This is a genomic window from Gordonia sp. J1A (assembly GCF_055393515.1).
On the sequence record NZ_AP041607.1, the window covers coordinates 64,625 to 79,230 of the forward strand.

Consider the following 14,606-nt stretch of genomic DNA (forward strand, 5'->3'; position numbering starts at 1 on the left):
CGCGCCAGGTAAGAGAAGGGCTGGAACCATGGCAGTACCCAAGCGCCGGATGTCGCGGGCCAACACCCGTAGCCGTCGTTCGCAGTGGAAGGCGGACAACGTCGCACTGCAGGAAGAGAAGATCAACGGTGTTTCGCAGCGCATCCCGCGCCGCCTGGTCAAGGCAGCGAAGCTCGGTCTGGTCGATCTCGACCGTCGCTGAGCGCGGCTGACACACAGACTTCAACGGCTGGGGCCGGCGAGAGATCGCCGGCCCCAGCCGTTTCGTCGTGGGGCCTGCGGAGGCTCCGTCTCGTCGGAGGCTACTGCGAGAGGATCTTGTTCACGCCGCGGTTGAGGACGTTGGGAATGAACTTGGCCGCGTTGCCCAGAACCGTGGTCTGCAGCCCCACCGAGTAGCTCGTGCGGCTCAGCACGCGGTCCGCGATGGTCGGATGAACCGATTCCCAGACCTTGTCGGCGACCTGTTCGGGGGTGATGCGGACACCGAGCGTCCTGGTTGATTTCGCATCGTTGTCGGCGAGCGCGGTCTTGGCCCACAGCGGCCAGATGCTCACGACGCGGATGTCGTCGGCCGCCCACTCCAACTCCAGCGCCTCGGTGAGGCCTGCGACGTAGAACTTGGTCGCGCTGTAGGTGGCGATTCCCGGCTGGCCGTAGATCGCGGATGCGGAGGCGATGTTCACCAGATGCGATCCCGGAGTCGCCTTGAGATACCGGTGGGCCGCCTGGGCGCCCAGGGTCACTCCCAGTGCGTCGATGTCGATCTGCGCCTTGATCGCGTCGGTCGAGATCTCGGTGAGGGGGCCCGCCACCAGGATCCCGGCGTTGTTGTCGAGCACGTCGAGGCGGCCGTCGGTGTGCGAGGTGAACTCGGCCAGTGCCGTCGACCACTGCTGCGGGTCGCGGACGTCGAGGTGACCGGTGATGAAGTCGGGGTGCTCCTCGCGGACGGCGGCCAGCGCCTCGTCGCTGACGTCGTAGACGCCGACCGTCCAGCCTTCGAGGGCGAATCGCTCGGCGGTCGCGAGGCCGATGCCCGCGGCACCGCCGGAAATGAAGATCGAAGGCATGACTCTGGATTCTCCCCACTGTGACCTGCGAGGACGCCCCTCGCATTGATATTACTCTCCGGTAGGAACTCTAGACCGTTTACGTCTCAGGACGCGAGTGTTACCGTGACAATGATTGTTGTTACAAGATGCGATGGAATAATGTACCGGAGGTCAACATGACGGCAGCGATCGAACGGGAGAACGCGGGCGACAACCTGATCAGCCTGCAGGACTCGGGTGCCGAGCAGGTGTCCGAACGGTTGCTGCGATCGGCCGCCCGGCTCTCGCGCAATGCGATGACCGAGATCGACTGGTCGTTGCCGATGGATCCCGACAAGTACGGATGCAGCCCGGAGTGGTCGTCGCTGTACGGCACCGACTACTGGGACGAGCTCACCCACGAGCAGCGAGTCGATCTGACGCGTCACGAGTTCGCGTCGATCATGAACATCGGCATCTGGTTCGAGATGATTCTGCAGGAGATGGTTCTGCGCGATCAGTACGTCGGCGACTACCACTCCTCCGAGTTCCAGTTCGCGCTGGTGGAGATCGCCGATGAGTGCCGGCATTCGCTGATGTTCGCCAAGGCGTCGGAGAAGATGGTCGGCACTTCGTATCATCCGCACCCGAAGATCGCCCAGTTGGGCAAGTCTTTCAAGCTCCTTGCGCGCAACGAGGTCGCCTATGCGGGCATTCTCGTCGCCGAGGAGGTTCTCGACGTGTTCCAGCGCGGATGCATGCGCGACGAGCGGGTGCTCCCCTTCATCCGGACCGTCAACGAGATCCACGTTCTCGAGGAATCCCGGCACATGAAGTTCGCGCGCGAACAGGTGCGTGAGTCGGTCGACGGGATCGGCTGGGCCCGCAGGCAGTTCAGCGCGCTGTCGGTGGCGGCGGGCGCGTACCTCATCGTGAGCAGTCTGATCCAGCCGAAGGCCTACGCCGATGCGGGACTCGACGTGAAGCGTGCGCTGGCCGAGCGCCGCGACAACGGCCACTTCCACTCGATGATCCGCAGCAGCTGCGGTCACCTCATGGAGTTCCTCGACGAGGTGGGCCTGCTGACCAAGCCGGCCATGCACTACTACCGCAAGGCGCACATGATCTAGCGGCGGATCGATCGCCGGACCCGCTTCCCGACCAGCCCGGACGCGCTCGAAGTAAAGGGGCACTCGTTGTCGTTCGTCATCACCCAGTCCTGCTGCAGCGACGCCGCGTGCGTGTCGGTGTGCCCGGTGAACTGCATCCACCCGACGCCGGAGGAACGGGGTTTCGGCACCTCCGACATCCTGCACATCGACCCCGACGCGTGCATCGACTGCGGAGCATGCGCCGACGCGTGCCCGGTCAATGCGATCTTCCCGGCCGACCGGCTCGGTGAGCGCGACGAGATCTTCGCCGACATCAACGCCGCCTACTATCGCGACCACCCCGATGTCTCGTCCGGCTGGACCGATGTGGTGTACCCGGAGATCCCGCGTTTGCCGCGCGATCTGCGGGTCGCGATCGTCGGCACGGGTCCGTCGGGCGGATACGCCCTGCGGACGGTGCTGAACCGGACGGACGCGCAGGTGACGGTGTTCGACAAGCTGCCCACACCGGGCGGATTGGTCCGCGCGGGCGTCGCGCCCGACCATCCGAGCACCAAGGACGTCATGAAGACCTTCGACATCCTGTACCGGGACCCGCGGGTCACGATGGCCACCAATGTCGAGATCGGCCCCGATGTACGGGCCGGTCAGATCACGCCGGGCGAACTGGCGCACCACTTCGACGCCGTCTTCTACGCGACCGGTGCATCGCAGGCCCGCCGCCTCGGGATCGCCGGCGAGGATCTGCCGGGCAGTACGTCGGCCACCGAACTGGTGGCCTGGTACAACGCCGTGCCCGGCGCCTCGGGTCCGAACATCCCGGTCGACGGCAGCGGCCGGGCCGTGATCGTCGGGACGGGCAACGTCGCGCTCGACATCGCCCGCATCCTCGTATCGCAGCCGGAGGCACTGGCGGTCACCGACATCGCCGACCGTGCGCTCGACCTCCTGCGCAGGCAGGACATCCATGAGGTGGTTCTGCTCGGCCGGCGAGGTCAGGACGCCGCGGCGTACACCGCGGCCGAGCACCGCGCGCTGTCGGTGCTTCCCGGCGTGGAGGTGGTGGTGCACGACGGCACGGCCTCGCTCGACCTGCTGCCCGACCTGCTGCCCGACCTCTCGGGACCCGCGTCCTCCGACCGCCGCCGGATCGTGTTCCTCTTCAACACGGTCCCCGAGGCCGCACACGGAGACGGCGCGCTGCAGTCGGTCTCGGTGAACACCGGCGGACGCTCGTACCGCATCGCCGCAGATCTGCTGGTCCGATCGATCGGTTACCGGTCCGTACCGGTCGGCGGGCTTCCGTTCGACACCGAAGCGGGCCGGTTCCCGGTGCGCGAGGGCCGAATCGTCGACGCCGAGGGCATGCCGATTCCCGGTGCGTACGCCGTCGGCTGGGCCGCCCGCGGATCCACCGGCGGTATCGGCTCCAACAAGTTGCACGCCATCGACACGGTCGAGGCGTTCATCGAGGACGCCGCATCCGGTCTGCGTCGCGCAGGCGGTACCGCCGAGGAGTTCAGTGCACTGTTGCGGCGCAGGCGACGTCAGGCGATCGGCTACCGGGGGATCGCGGCGATCGACCGGCGCGAGCGCGAGCTGGGCGCCCGTCAGGGGCGTCCCCGGGTGAAGTTCACCGAGGTGGCCGACATGCTGGCGGCGGCGGGACGGCGGCGTCGCTGAGCGCGACCGAATCGCGCCGAACGGCGTGTTCGCTCAGTCGAATCTCAGTTGTGGATATAAGACTGTAACCATGCGCATCCTGGTGGTGGACGACGATCGTGCGGTCCGCGAATCGCTCCGACGGTCGCTCAGCTTCAACGGATACTCGGTCGAGACCGCGGGCGACGGGCTGGAGGCGCTGGAGAAGGTGATCGCCGATCGCCCGGACCTGATGATTCTGGACGTGATGATGCCGCGTCTGGACGGTCTCGAGGTGTGCCGGCGACTCCGGTCGGCGGGCGACGACCTGCCGATCCTCGTGCTCACGGCCCGCGATTCGGTCTCGGAGCGGGTCAGCGGGTTGGACGCGGGCGCCGACGACTACCTGCCCAAGCCCTTCGCACTCGAGGAACTGCTGGCCCGGTTGCGGTCGCTGCTGCGCCGCACCACCCGGGACGAGGAGGAGAGCGAGGCGGTCTCCTTCGCCGACCTCACCCTCGACCCCGTGACCCGCGAGGTGACCCGCGGCGAGCGCCAGATCAGCCTCACCCGCACGGAGTTCGCGCTGTTGGAGATGCTGATGAGCAACCCGAAGCGGGTGCTGACCCGCAGCCGCATCCTCGAGGAGGTGTGGGGCTACGACTTCCCGACCTCCGGCAACGCGCTGGAGGTCTACATCGGCTACCTGCGCCGCAAGACCGAGGCCGACGGCGAGCCGCGTCTGATCCACACCGTGCGCGGCGTCGGATACGTTCTGCGCGAGGGCACACCGTAGCCGATGCGTGGTCCGTTCCGCCTGACGCGCGCGGTCTCACTGCGACGCCGCGTCGCGCTCCTGGCCGCCGCGGTGGTCCTGCTGTCGGCGGTGCTGATGGCCGGAGCCGCGTACTTCGTGGTGTCGCGCGCGATGTACAACGACGTCGACACCCAGCTCGTCGCCCGTGCCGACGGTCTCACCGCCCTCGCCAAGCTCGGCCGGCTGAGCAACGGTCCCGAGGCGCTGGTGGCGGGCACCGTGTTCTCCACGTCCATCTCGATCGCACTGATCGAGCAGGACGGCCGCGCCATCATGGTCGGCGACGTCCCCTTCGGGGATCCGGAGAAGGATGTGGCGAAGTCGACCAATCCGCCGGGCAAGCTCAATCAGAGTCTGCGAACCACCGCCAACCACCGGGTGCTGGCGCGCAAACTGTCCGACGGCAGCACGCTGGTGCTGGCGCAGTCGCTGGACCGGACGGACGCGGTCCTCGGCCGGCTCGGCTCGGTGCTGTTCATCGTCGGCGGAGCGGGGGTGGCCTTCGCCGCGATCGCCGGAACCGCGGTGGCCCGCACCGGACTGCGCCCGGTCACCCGTCTCACGGCCGCGGCCGAACGCGTCGCACGAACTCAGGACCTCACGCCGATCCCGGTGACCGGCAAGGACGAACTCGCGCGGCTCACCGAGAGTTTCAACACGATGCTGCGCGCGCTCGCCGAGTCGCGCGACAAGCAGGCCCGTCTCGTCGCCGACGCCGGACACGAACTCAAGACTCCGCTCACCTCGCTGCGCACCAACCTCGAACTGCTCATCGCCTCATCGGCACCGGGTGCACCGCCTGTACCCGCGGCCGACATGGTGGAACTGCGCTCGGATGTGATGGCGCAGATCGAGGAACTGTCGACCCTGGTCGGCGATCTCGTCGACCTCGCGCGCGACGACGCGCTGGAGGCCGTGCATCAGGAGGTCGCCCTCGAAGACGTCATCGACGCCGCACTCGAGCGGGTCCGGCGCCGGCGCGCCGACATCGACTTCGACGTGGAAACCGTTCCGTGGTTCGTCTTCGGTGAGGAGCACGGCCTCGCGCGGGCGGTGCTGAACGTGCTCGACAACGCAGCGAAGTGGAGTCCGCCTGGCCGCACCGTGCACGTGCGGCTCCGTCAGGTGGGACCGGCCAGTGCCGAGCTGACGGTGGCCGACGCGGGACCGGGCATCGCCCCGGAGGATCGCGAGATGGTGTTCGAACGGTTCTACCGCGCCGACGCGACTCGATCGATGCCGGGTTCGGGCCTCGGCCTGGCGATCGTGCGGCAGGTTCTCACCCGTCTCGGGGGCTCGGTGGCGGCCGAGGGATCCGACCAGGGAGGTGCGCTGATTCGCATGCGGATACCCGGTCTGCCGCACCATACTGAGCCCGATCCGATCGTCGTGAGACGCTGACGATCGTTCACAGGTACTCGGCAGGAACCTCGCAGTAACTCGGCAACGGGGACTGAGCGGCTTCACAGAATGGTGCAATAGGGTTTAATCCATGACCAACGGCGAACACCCCGGCAACGACGATTGGCGTCAGGTCCCCGGAGATCCGAATCAACCTCCGACCGGCGGACTTCCCACGAATCCCTACGGCAGTGCGGACGCTGGAAACCATTCACCGGGCTCGCCGTCGAACCCGCCCAGCGGTCAGTTCCCGTCGCCGCCTCCGGGAGCGACCGGCCCGCTCGGTCAGTACCCGCGGCCCGATCAGCCGAATGCGCCGTACTACCAGCAGCAGCCGGGCGGAACCGCACCGCTAGGGCAGATGCCGCAGGCGACCGGATCGTCGTCGGCCGACGTTCCGCCGGCACGGTCGAACGGGGGCCGCAAGCTTCTCATCGGCGCCGTGGCCGTCGCGCTCCTCGCGGGCGGCGCGGGAGGAGCGATCGGCGCCTCGGTCGCGGGCGGTTCAGACAAAGACGGATCGTCGACGTCGAACGTCGTCGCCTCCGGACCCACCAACACCGCGCAGCCCAGTGCCGCGCCGGGTTCGGTCCAGGCCACCGCGGCCCAGGTCCTCCCGTCGGTCGTCTCGATCACCGTCGAGGTCGGGAATCAGGTCGGATCGGGCTCGGGCGTCATTCTCAGCGACAACGGCGTGATCCTGACCAACAACCATGTCATCAGCGCCGGCGGCGGTAAGCCCGCGGACAAGATCCTGGTCAGCTTCTACGACGGCAGTCGAGCGATGGCGAAGGTGCTCGGCACCGATCCCACATCCGACATCGCGGTCATCCAGGCCGACAAGACCGGTCTGAGGCCGATCACCATCGGCTCGTCGGCCAACCTCTCGGTAGGCCAGGAGGTGATCGCCGTCGGGTCGCCGCTCGGACTCGAAGGGACGGTCACGACCGGCATCATCAGTTCCCTGAACCGGCCGGTGTCCACCTCCGGCGCCGACGGTTCGGTGGAATCGGTGATGGACGCCATCCAGACCGACGCGGCGATCAACCCGGGCAACTCCGGCGGTGCACTCGTCAACGCCAACGGTGCGTTGATCGGCATCAACACCGCCATCGCGACCGTGAACGGCGGCACTGAGCAGCAGTCCGGCAGCATCGGCCTGGGTTTCGCGATTCCGGTGGACCAGGCGATGCGGATCGCGAACGCGCTGCGCTCGGGCGGCCGTGTCCAGCAGGCGAGCCTCGGCGTCAACGTCCGGCCCAGCAGCGACGTGACGCAGCCGGGCGCCCAGGTGGTGAATGTCGTCGGCGGCGGTGCCGCCGATCAGGCGGGAATCCCGAAGGGCGCGGTCATCACGCAGGTCGAAGACCGCAAGATCGCTTCGTCGGACGCGCTCGTCGCCGCTATCCGTTCCTATGCTCCGGGGGATACCGTGAAGATCACGTACGTCGTCAACGGGCAGACCAAGACCGTCGACGTGAAGCTGGGCGCCAGCTGATCGGCACCGGGCGCCCGGAGGACAAGCCACACACGAGCGCCGCGACGGCGGTGCACTCGAGGAAGGTCGAATCATGATTGACGCCGCAGAAGCCGAAGCCGAAGCCGTGGTCCAGGGCATCGTGACGCCGCGGGCCCTGGTGGTGGTGATCGACGACCGCGCCGTCGGCGGGGAGGATCACGATCTGCTGGGGCCGCTGGTGGTGGAACTGCTCGAGGAGGCGGACTTCCACGTCGACGCGACCACCACGGTCTCCGGCGACGAGGTGGAGATCCGGAACGCGATCAACACCGCCGTGATCGGCGGCGTCGATCTCGTCGTCTCGGTCGGCGGTGTCGGGGTGGGGCCGCGGGACGTGACGCCCGAGGCGGCCGAGCCCCTGCTCGATCGTCGGCTGGCCGGCATCGAGGAGGCCATTCGCAGTTCGGGACTGTCCGCGGGCGCTACCGACGCGGGGCTCTCGCGCGGACTCGCCGGCATCTCGGGGCAGACGGTCGTGGTCAATCTCGCCGACTCCCGCGCGGCCGTCCGTGACGGCATGGCGACGCTGATCCCGTTGGCGCATCACGTCATCGCCGCGATCAGTGAGTTCTGAGACGTCTTCGGCCGACCGGTCGGAGGAGGAGGCGTGGCGTCGCAAGCGGCGCCTCGACGCCGTCTTCGGCGATGAATTGCCCGAGGTCAGGACCGACCCGGGCGAAGACGCGCATTCCGGGCGTGGTCGTCGTTGGTACGACGAGAACCGGCCCCCACACCATAACTAGCGGGTAAGTGACCCTTCTCACGTGAAATCCGGCAATCCTCTCCGGCGCCGAGCGGCGACTGTGCGGCTGGGTTAATCTAAGCCGCGGCTGAGAATCCATTATCTGCCGCACAGTCTTAAGCCGACCATGGTGTCGGTCACGTTGAAGGGTGATACGTGTGAAGTTCAGTGGTGTCGGTAAGCGCCGCGCTGCAGCCCTGGCTGCAGTCGCGCTCACCGCAGTAACCGGAGCAGTAGTCGGAGCAGGTCAGGCTGACGCAGGTCGTCTGCCGGGTGGCCACACCAAGGCCGTCGGTGTCGACGGCCAGGTGGTGGAGATCTCGCGCAGCGGCGAGAGCAGCCGGATCATGCCGTCGTTGGCCGCCAACGGTGCGGGCCGCGCGGCCGCCGTGTCGGGAACCTACAAGACGACCTTGAGCAAGGGCACCGGTGTCATGACCGTCGGTTACCTGGTCGGTTGCCAGGTGAACCTGACGGGCTTCAAGGGCACTCTCTCCGGATCGATTGATCTAACGAAAGCTAGCGTGAGCGCTGGACTGTCTGTGCCTCTGGCACCGGGCCAGGTCGTATTCGCTACGACCGACAAGCTCACCCTCAAGAAGGGTAAGGGCACGGTCATGGTCGACAGCTTCTCGATCGACGTGCAGCAGTGCGGCGGCTACGCCTCGGCACGCTCGGTGGTTCGGGTCGTCGCGGCCGACGGCTACGACGCCCAGGAGAAGTCCCTGTCCGGCAACAGCGGTTACGTGCAGGCCAACCTGCTCGGCACCCCGTTCAGCCTCGGCTGACCCGAGATCACAGACTCACGAGGTAGAAGAATGAACAAGCGCGTAGTCCGCGGTCTCACCGCGTCCGCAGCACTCGTCGGCGCCGTCGCCGCCGGCGCCACGCTCGCCGCTCCGGCCAATGCGGTCGCACTGCCGAGCGTCTCGAAGACCAAGTCGCTGCCCGAGGGCAGTGTCTCCATCAAGCTGTACGGCGAGTCGGCCAGGATCAGCCGCGCCGTCACCAGCACCCCTCTCTCGCGCGAGGTTCTGGTCTCCGGCAAGGTTCGCGTCACCACCACCGGTGGCGTCAAGGGCGGCAGTGTCAATGCCGGTTACATCGTCGGTTGCCAAGTCAATTTCGGCGCAAGTGCGAACGGCGGTGTGGGCGAGACGTACACGTTCGAGTCGGAGAAGGCTGCCCCGTCGGCGAACGCCGGCGGAGCGATTGAGCTTTCCCCGGGCAAGGCTGCTTACACGCCGGTCATCCATTCCGTGGTCGACGACTACGAGACCAACGCGTTCACCTTCAAGAACGCTCAGGGCGGCGTCGCCTACAGCAACGAGCGCTTCGGCGTCGACGGCTGCGCGGGCTACGCCCAGGCGCGTGCCAAGGTGACCGTCCGCGTCTCCACCGACACTTACGTCGGCAACGTGACGCTCTACGGCAAGCCGTTCAGCATCGGCTGACCGAGCACCAGGCGAAAAAGGGCCGCGACCTCCGAGGAGGTCGCGGCCCTTTCCTGTGCCGGTGGCTTTCGAGCCGGGCGCCGGTCAGCGGCGGTAGTCGTCCAGCAGGCCGACCAGTTCGGCGAAGAGTTGCTGGTTGAGTCGGAAGGCCACCCGGACCTCGTCGACGATGCGCTCGCGGTCGGCGGCGCTGAGCGAATCGCCGATCGCGTCGAGCTTGGCCCGGTACGCGTCCTTGTAGGGCTTGTTCGCGGTGGCGAGCTCGAAGGAGTACATCGAGACGCCCTCGCCGCCGAGCTCGAACTCCCGGTCCAGGAGGCGGCCGATGGCCTGGCCGCCGGACAGGTCGCCGAGGTAGCGCGTGTAGTGGTGAGCCACCAGATGGCCACCCCACGACGCGGATTCGGTGATGCGCGCGGCATAGGCGTCGGCGGCCGGAGAGTCGACCGGCTCGGGAACGATGCCCCCGCGCGCGCTCCAGTGAGCCAGATCGGCGTCGATCGTCGCGACCCGCTCCAGCGCCGGGTCGTGGACCAGTGACACCTGGGGGTCGTCGGCGAGGGCACGCGATGCGCGCTCGAGCGCGTCGTACACGATGCGCAGGCGCTGCAGGTAAGCGATGTACCCAGCCTCGTTGATCCGGCCGGCCAGCAGCTCAGAGATGAACTCGGAGTTCTCGGCCTGCTCGTGCTCGGAGGACGATCCCTGCTTCATCTGCTCCGACAAGCGGAGGTCTGCCGCGAGGTCGGGAGATGCGGTGGTCGGCATAACGTCCCCTTCAGAGATCGAGTTAAAGGCAAGGCTAAGGTAACAATTTCGCGTCGTACACGCGAGTCGGAGTGCCCGAAAACGACGCACGGCACCCGCCCCGCAGCGGGTGCCGTGCGTCTCGTCGAGAATTCGGTCTCGTCGATGAGTCAGCGTGAGTGACGCGGCGCGTCACCGGGATTCTGACCCGGAGGCGGCGGGTACTGGCCCGGAGCGTACTGACCCGGGGGCAGATTGCCCGGAGGCGGGTACTCGCCCGGCGCCGGATTCGGGGTCGGAAAGCCTCCGGTCGGCGGGCCGGACGGCGGCGTGAAACCCTGGTGCCCCGGCTGCTGCTCGTGCTGCGGGTGGGCCTGCGGCGGAGCCTGCTGCGCCTGAGGCGGGATGTTCATGGTCTGCGTCCGATCGCCGTAGCCGGGTGACGGGGGAGGCGCCATCGGCGCAGGCGTCGGTGCCGGCTCGCGGTTCGCGCGATCGGCGGCAGCCATCTCCGCCTCCTTCGCGGCCTTCTCGGCTTCGTCGCGCTCCTTGGCGTCGGGGTCGAGGGCATTGCGGATCTGCGTCAGCAGGACGATCTCGGGATCCGGATCCTCCTCCTTGTCCTGGAGCTTCCGGAGTTCCTGCAGCTTGTTGTACGGAACGACGATCAGGAAGTAGACCACCGCGGCGACGATGATGAAGTTGATGACCGCGGAGATGACGGCACCGAAGTCGAGGAAGGTCGCGGGGTCGTCGGACTTGATCGAGAATCCGAACCCGCAGATCTGGGCGGGGCCACTGGCGGCGCCGTCCGCGGTGGGGCAGTCGCCGCTGGGAATCGTGGCGAGGAGGGGATTGATGATCTTCTCGGTGAATGCGGTGACAATCGCCGTGAACGCCGCACCGATAATCACCGCTGTGGCCAGTTCGACCACATTGCCCCGCATTATGAAGTCTTTGAAACCTTTGAGCACGCGCGTCCCCTCTGATCTTGGTGCTATTGCTGGTTGCTGAGTCTAAACCACATATAAAGGTTTCGTGCGGTGGAACAGGACCGTTCGGCTGTCATTCAGTGGAGTATGACGGCCAAGGCCATGTCTAATCCGGTCGATGCCACTCGGCGGGCCGCCTGCTCGTTCATCGCCAGAAGAATCGGCGTCGCCGCCGAGTTCATCGGTTTGCCCGACGGATTCGACGGTTCGCCGGCGACTATCGCGCCTCGGGCCAGAACGGTGGCCTCCGAATCGAGGACGTCCACCACGTCGCCCTGGCGGACCAGGGCGACGACCGACTCGTCGGCGGGGCGGATCGGCACCAGCCGCGCTCCCGGATCGCCGGTCAGTGCGGTGGGCAGCCGCGACGTGAGCAGCCGTGTCTCGGTGATCATCTCGCCGCGGCGCACCGGTCCGGTCAGCTTGCGGCCGATCGCGGAGCCGGTATCGGTGAGCGCACCGGGAGGGGACAGGTCGGCCGGTACGGCACGCGCGGCGAGATCCGCGGCGGTGAGGAGAGTGCCCGGTCGAAGATCGGTCGCAGCCGTCAGTACGATCGGCGAACCGACGTGCCGCCGCGATACGGCGAATGCGCCGAGCGCGGCGATGACGAGAAGTGCCGCAGCGATTCGTCGAATCCGAATTGACCGAAATCGTCCAGTGCCGAGAATGGCCTGCACCCGAGACAACGCGCTCGGTGAGAGGTGGCCGGGGCGATGCGAAATCGTCATACCTCAACAGTCCGCTGGGTGGCGCCGCCGGTCGTGGGCAATTCGCCGATTGTGGATGCGCACGCTCGCTCGACAACGATTTCCACAGATTCGGTGTCTGCAAAGATGTGTACATGAGCGATCACGGGGTCTACGGCCCATCGACGACCGACTCGGGGACCGATCAGGGATCGTCGCGGCGACAGGCGTGGAAGGGCTGGATCAGCGGTGACATCCAGGGCGGCGCGGTTCTTCTGGTCGCCGCACTGCTCGGCTTCGCCCTCGCGAACTCGCCGTGGCGCGAGGGGTATCACTCGATGCTGGAAACCGTGGTGGGGCCGGCGTCGCTTCATCTCGACCTGTCGCTGGCCGAGTGGGCGGCCGACGGTCTGCTCGCGATCTTCTTCTTCGTCGTCGGGCTCGAACTCAAGCACGAATTCGTCGCAGGCAGTCTGCGTGACCCGCGCCGCGCCGGTGTGCCCGTGGCGGCGGCGGTGGGCGGGATGGTGGTTCCCGCACTCATCTATGTGGCGATCGTCGCCACCAACGATCCCGAGGCGCTGCGCGGGTGGGCGACGCCGACCGCTACCGACATCGCCTTCGCGCTGGCGGTGTTCGCGATCTTCGGCGCAGGACTGCCCAGCGCGCTGCGCGTCTTCCTGATGACACTCGCGGTGGTCGACGACCTGCTCGGAATCATCGTGATCGCCACGGTCTACACCGAGACCATCGACTTCGTGATGCTCGCGATCGGGCTGGTCTGCGTCGTGGCCTTCGGGTTCGCGGTGAGATTGCGTCGCACGCACTGGTGGATTCTGGCGCCGCTGGGGCTGGCCGCGTGGGGATTCGTCCACGCGTCCGGTGTCCATTCCACCGTGGCCGGCGTCCTCCTCGGTTTCGCGGTCCCCGCCGCTCTGGTATTCGACGAGCGTCACCCGCGCACCGAATCGTTCGCGGAGACCGTGGCGCCGATCTCGGCGGGCATCGCCCTGCCGTTGTTCGCGTTCGCCTCTGCGGGTGTGACGGTCATCGGGGTGGGGCACATCGTGCAGCCGGTGAGCATCGGCGTGTTCTGCGGTCTCGTGGTCGGCAAAGTGCTCGGAGTGGTGGTCACCACCTTCCTGGTGACACGGCTGACGCCGCTGCGTCTCGCGGAGGGCATCTCTGTGCGCAGCCTCGTGCCCGTGGGACTGCTGACAGGTATCGGCTTCACAGTCGCACTGCTGATCGCCGAACTGTCGTTCTCCGACGCCACCGGTCTCCCCGCGGATCACCAACCCGCGGCGAAGGTGGGGATCCTGCTCGGTTCGCTGGTCGCGGCCGTCCTCGGCGGTGCGTTGCTCCGGTGGGACGTGCGGCATGCGCGCGTGAACGGCGAGGCCGCCGTCGAGCTGGACGACTAGGCCGAAAGCACTCGATCCGCACCGTCGCTGGCACTCGGAATGATTGAGTGCCAGATTCGGTTTACACTAGACAACGAGTTCTCGACCTTCGGAGGTTTCCGTGCCCACCTACAGCTACGCGTGCACTGAGTGCGACAACAAGTTCGACATCCAGCAGGCGTTCTCTGACGACTCGCTGACCGAGTGCCCGCAGTGCAGCGGCCGCTTGCGCAAGCTCTTCAATTCGGTCGGCATCGTCTTCAAGGGCAGCGGTTTCTACCGCACCGACTCTCGCTCGGGCGGATCGGTGGCGGCCAATTCCTCCTCCAGCGACTCCGGCTCGACCTCGTCGTCGTCCGACTCGTCGACGAGCGGTTCGGCCTCCGGGACGAGCGCCGCGGCGGCACCGGCGGCAGCCTCCGCCTGACACGGGCTCGCGCGGGTCGCTCCGCGCAAATGTCCGATCAGCCCGGTGACACGCGGCTGAATCCGCCGCCCGGGGTCAGCACCCAGTCCATCGGGACGTCGTTGGCCTCGTGCGGGACGCCGTCGTCGAACAACTCGGCATCGTGCACCACGGCCACCACCGGCGCCTCCACAGCGGCGAGGGTGCGGTCGTAATAGCCGGCACCCCGGCCGAGCCGCGCGCCGGTGCGGTCGGCGGCCACCGCCGGGACCAGGATGAGGGCGGCGTCGTGCAGCACATCCGGATCGAGCCGGTAGCCCTGAGGTTCGAGCAGGCGCCACCGGCCCTGAGTCAGTGAGCTCTCGCCGCGGTACTCGCCCCACTGCAGTCGTGCCGGATCGCCCTCGGGGACGATCGGCAGCAGCACCCGCAGCCCCTGATCGAGCAGCGCGTCGAGCATCGCGGTCCCGCCGGGTTCGGCGCGGGTGGCGACGTACGCCGCGACCGTGTCGCCCGCGGCGAGTTCGACGGGCAACCGATACATCCATTCGGCGAGTTCCGCATTGCACTGGGCGAGAACGAAGGGCGACATCCGGGACCTGGCATCGAGGACGCGGCGCCGCATGTCGGACTTTTCGGTGCTCATGGC

The 14,606-nt window shown here is 67.5% G+C and carries 16 protein-coding genes; 11 read left to right on the forward strand and 5 right to left on the reverse strand.

The features are described from left to right. Positions 1-28 precede the first annotated feature (28 nt). Positions 29-202 (forward strand): 50S ribosomal protein L32, encoded by a 174-nt coding sequence (gene rpmF / locus ACZ5QD_RS00320; RefSeq protein WP_006894691.1) that lies wholly within the window; start codon positions 29-31, stop codon positions 200-202. A gap of 100 nt (positions 203-302) precedes the next feature. Here rpmF and ACZ5QD_RS00325 read toward each other — a convergent pair whose 3' ends face one another. Beyond that, the gene (locus ACZ5QD_RS00325; RefSeq protein WP_006894692.1) at positions 303-1,073 is read right to left on the reverse strand and encodes an SDR family oxidoreductase; all 771 of its coding nucleotides are present in this window, start codon (positions 1,071-1,073) and stop codon (positions 303-305) included. 158 nt (positions 1,074-1,231) lie between these two features. On the opposite strand from ACZ5QD_RS00325, the gene ACZ5QD_RS00330 reads away from it, so the two are divergent. The 8 genes from ACZ5QD_RS00330 to ACZ5QD_RS00365 all read left to right on the forward strand — a co-directional run bounded on the left by ACZ5QD_RS00330 (position 1,232) and on the right by ACZ5QD_RS00365 (position 9,720). Continuing rightward, entirely contained in the window at positions 1,232-2,164 is a 933-nt protein-coding gene (locus tag ACZ5QD_RS00330; RefSeq protein WP_006894693.1) for an AurF N-oxygenase family protein, read from the forward strand. Between the two features lie 66 nt (positions 2,165-2,230). Beyond that, complete coding sequence (locus ACZ5QD_RS00335) at positions 2,231-3,829, forward strand: FAD-dependent oxidoreductase (RefSeq protein WP_464367010.1); 1,599 nt, start codon at positions 2,231-2,233, stop codon at positions 3,827-3,829. 70 nt (positions 3,830-3,899) lie between these two features. Continuing rightward, positions 3,900-4,583: a response regulator transcription factor gene (locus tag ACZ5QD_RS00340; protein ID WP_006894695.1), complete on the forward strand. Its 684-nt coding sequence runs from the start codon at positions 3,900-3,902 to the stop codon at positions 4,581-4,583. A 3-nt stretch (positions 4,584-4,586) separates the two neighbouring features. Continuing rightward, a complete protein-coding gene (locus ACZ5QD_RS00345; RefSeq protein ID WP_006894696.1) occupies positions 4,587-6,005 on the forward strand; it encodes a HAMP domain-containing sensor histidine kinase in 1,419 nt (472 codons plus the stop codon). 91 nt (positions 6,006-6,096) lie between these two features. Then, entirely contained in the window at positions 6,097-7,503 is a 1,407-nt protein-coding gene (locus ACZ5QD_RS00350) for a trypsin-like peptidase domain-containing protein (protein WP_222111749.1), read from the forward strand. Between the two features lie 73 nt (positions 7,504-7,576). Beyond that, positions 7,577-8,098, forward strand: coding sequence for a MogA/MoaB family molybdenum cofactor biosynthesis protein (locus tag ACZ5QD_RS00355; RefSeq protein WP_006894701.1), 522 nt, complete (start codon positions 7,577-7,579; stop codon positions 8,096-8,098). A 326-nt stretch (positions 8,099-8,424) separates the two neighbouring features. After that, positions 8,425-9,054 carry an MspA family porin gene (locus ACZ5QD_RS00360; RefSeq protein ID WP_006894702.1) on the forward strand — a complete coding sequence of 210 codons (630 nt, stop codon included), beginning with the start codon at positions 8,425-8,427 and terminating at the stop codon, positions 9,052-9,054. Between the two features lie 30 nt (positions 9,055-9,084). Further along, positions 9,085-9,720 carry an MspA family porin gene (locus ACZ5QD_RS00365; protein WP_006894703.1) on the forward strand — a complete coding sequence of 212 codons (636 nt, stop codon included), beginning with the start codon at positions 9,085-9,087 and terminating at the stop codon, positions 9,718-9,720. Positions 9,721-9,804: 84 nt separating this feature from the next. Here ACZ5QD_RS00365 and ACZ5QD_RS00370 read toward each other — a convergent pair whose 3' ends face one another. From ACZ5QD_RS00370 to ACZ5QD_RS00380, 3 genes are all read right to left on the reverse strand, one after another. Continuing rightward, positions 9,805-10,488, reverse strand: a complete 684-nt coding sequence (locus ACZ5QD_RS00370; protein ID WP_006894704.1) for a biliverdin-producing heme oxygenase — start codon at positions 10,486-10,488, stop codon at positions 9,805-9,807. A 149-nt stretch (positions 10,489-10,637) separates the two neighbouring features. After that, positions 10,638-11,441, reverse strand: a complete 804-nt coding sequence (gene mscL, locus ACZ5QD_RS00375; protein ID WP_006894705.1) for a large conductance mechanosensitive channel protein MscL — start codon at positions 11,439-11,441, stop codon at positions 10,638-10,640. Between the two features lie 95 nt (positions 11,442-11,536). After that, positions 11,537-12,190 carry an SAF domain-containing protein gene (locus ACZ5QD_RS00380; RefSeq protein WP_006894706.1) on the reverse strand — a complete coding sequence of 218 codons (654 nt, stop codon included), beginning with the start codon at positions 12,188-12,190 and terminating at the stop codon, positions 11,537-11,539. Between the two features lie 113 nt (positions 12,191-12,303). Between ACZ5QD_RS00380 and nhaA the strand changes: the two genes are divergently transcribed. Continuing rightward, positions 12,304-13,572, forward strand: coding sequence for a Na+/H+ antiporter NhaA (nhaA, locus tag ACZ5QD_RS00385; RefSeq protein ID WP_006894707.1), 1,269 nt, complete (start codon positions 12,304-12,306; stop codon positions 13,570-13,572). A 100-nt stretch (positions 13,573-13,672) separates the two neighbouring features. Beyond that, entirely contained in the window at positions 13,673-13,978 is a 306-nt protein-coding gene (locus tag ACZ5QD_RS00390) for an FmdB family zinc ribbon protein (RefSeq protein WP_006894708.1), read from the forward strand. A gap of 37 nt (positions 13,979-14,015) precedes the next feature. Here the strand turns inward: ACZ5QD_RS00390 and ACZ5QD_RS00395 are convergent, their stop codons facing one another. After that, positions 14,016-14,603 carry a 5-formyltetrahydrofolate cyclo-ligase gene (locus tag ACZ5QD_RS00395; RefSeq protein WP_006894709.1) on the reverse strand — a complete coding sequence of 196 codons (588 nt, stop codon included), beginning with the start codon at positions 14,601-14,603 and terminating at the stop codon, positions 14,016-14,018. Positions 14,604-14,606 lie beyond the last annotated feature (3 nt).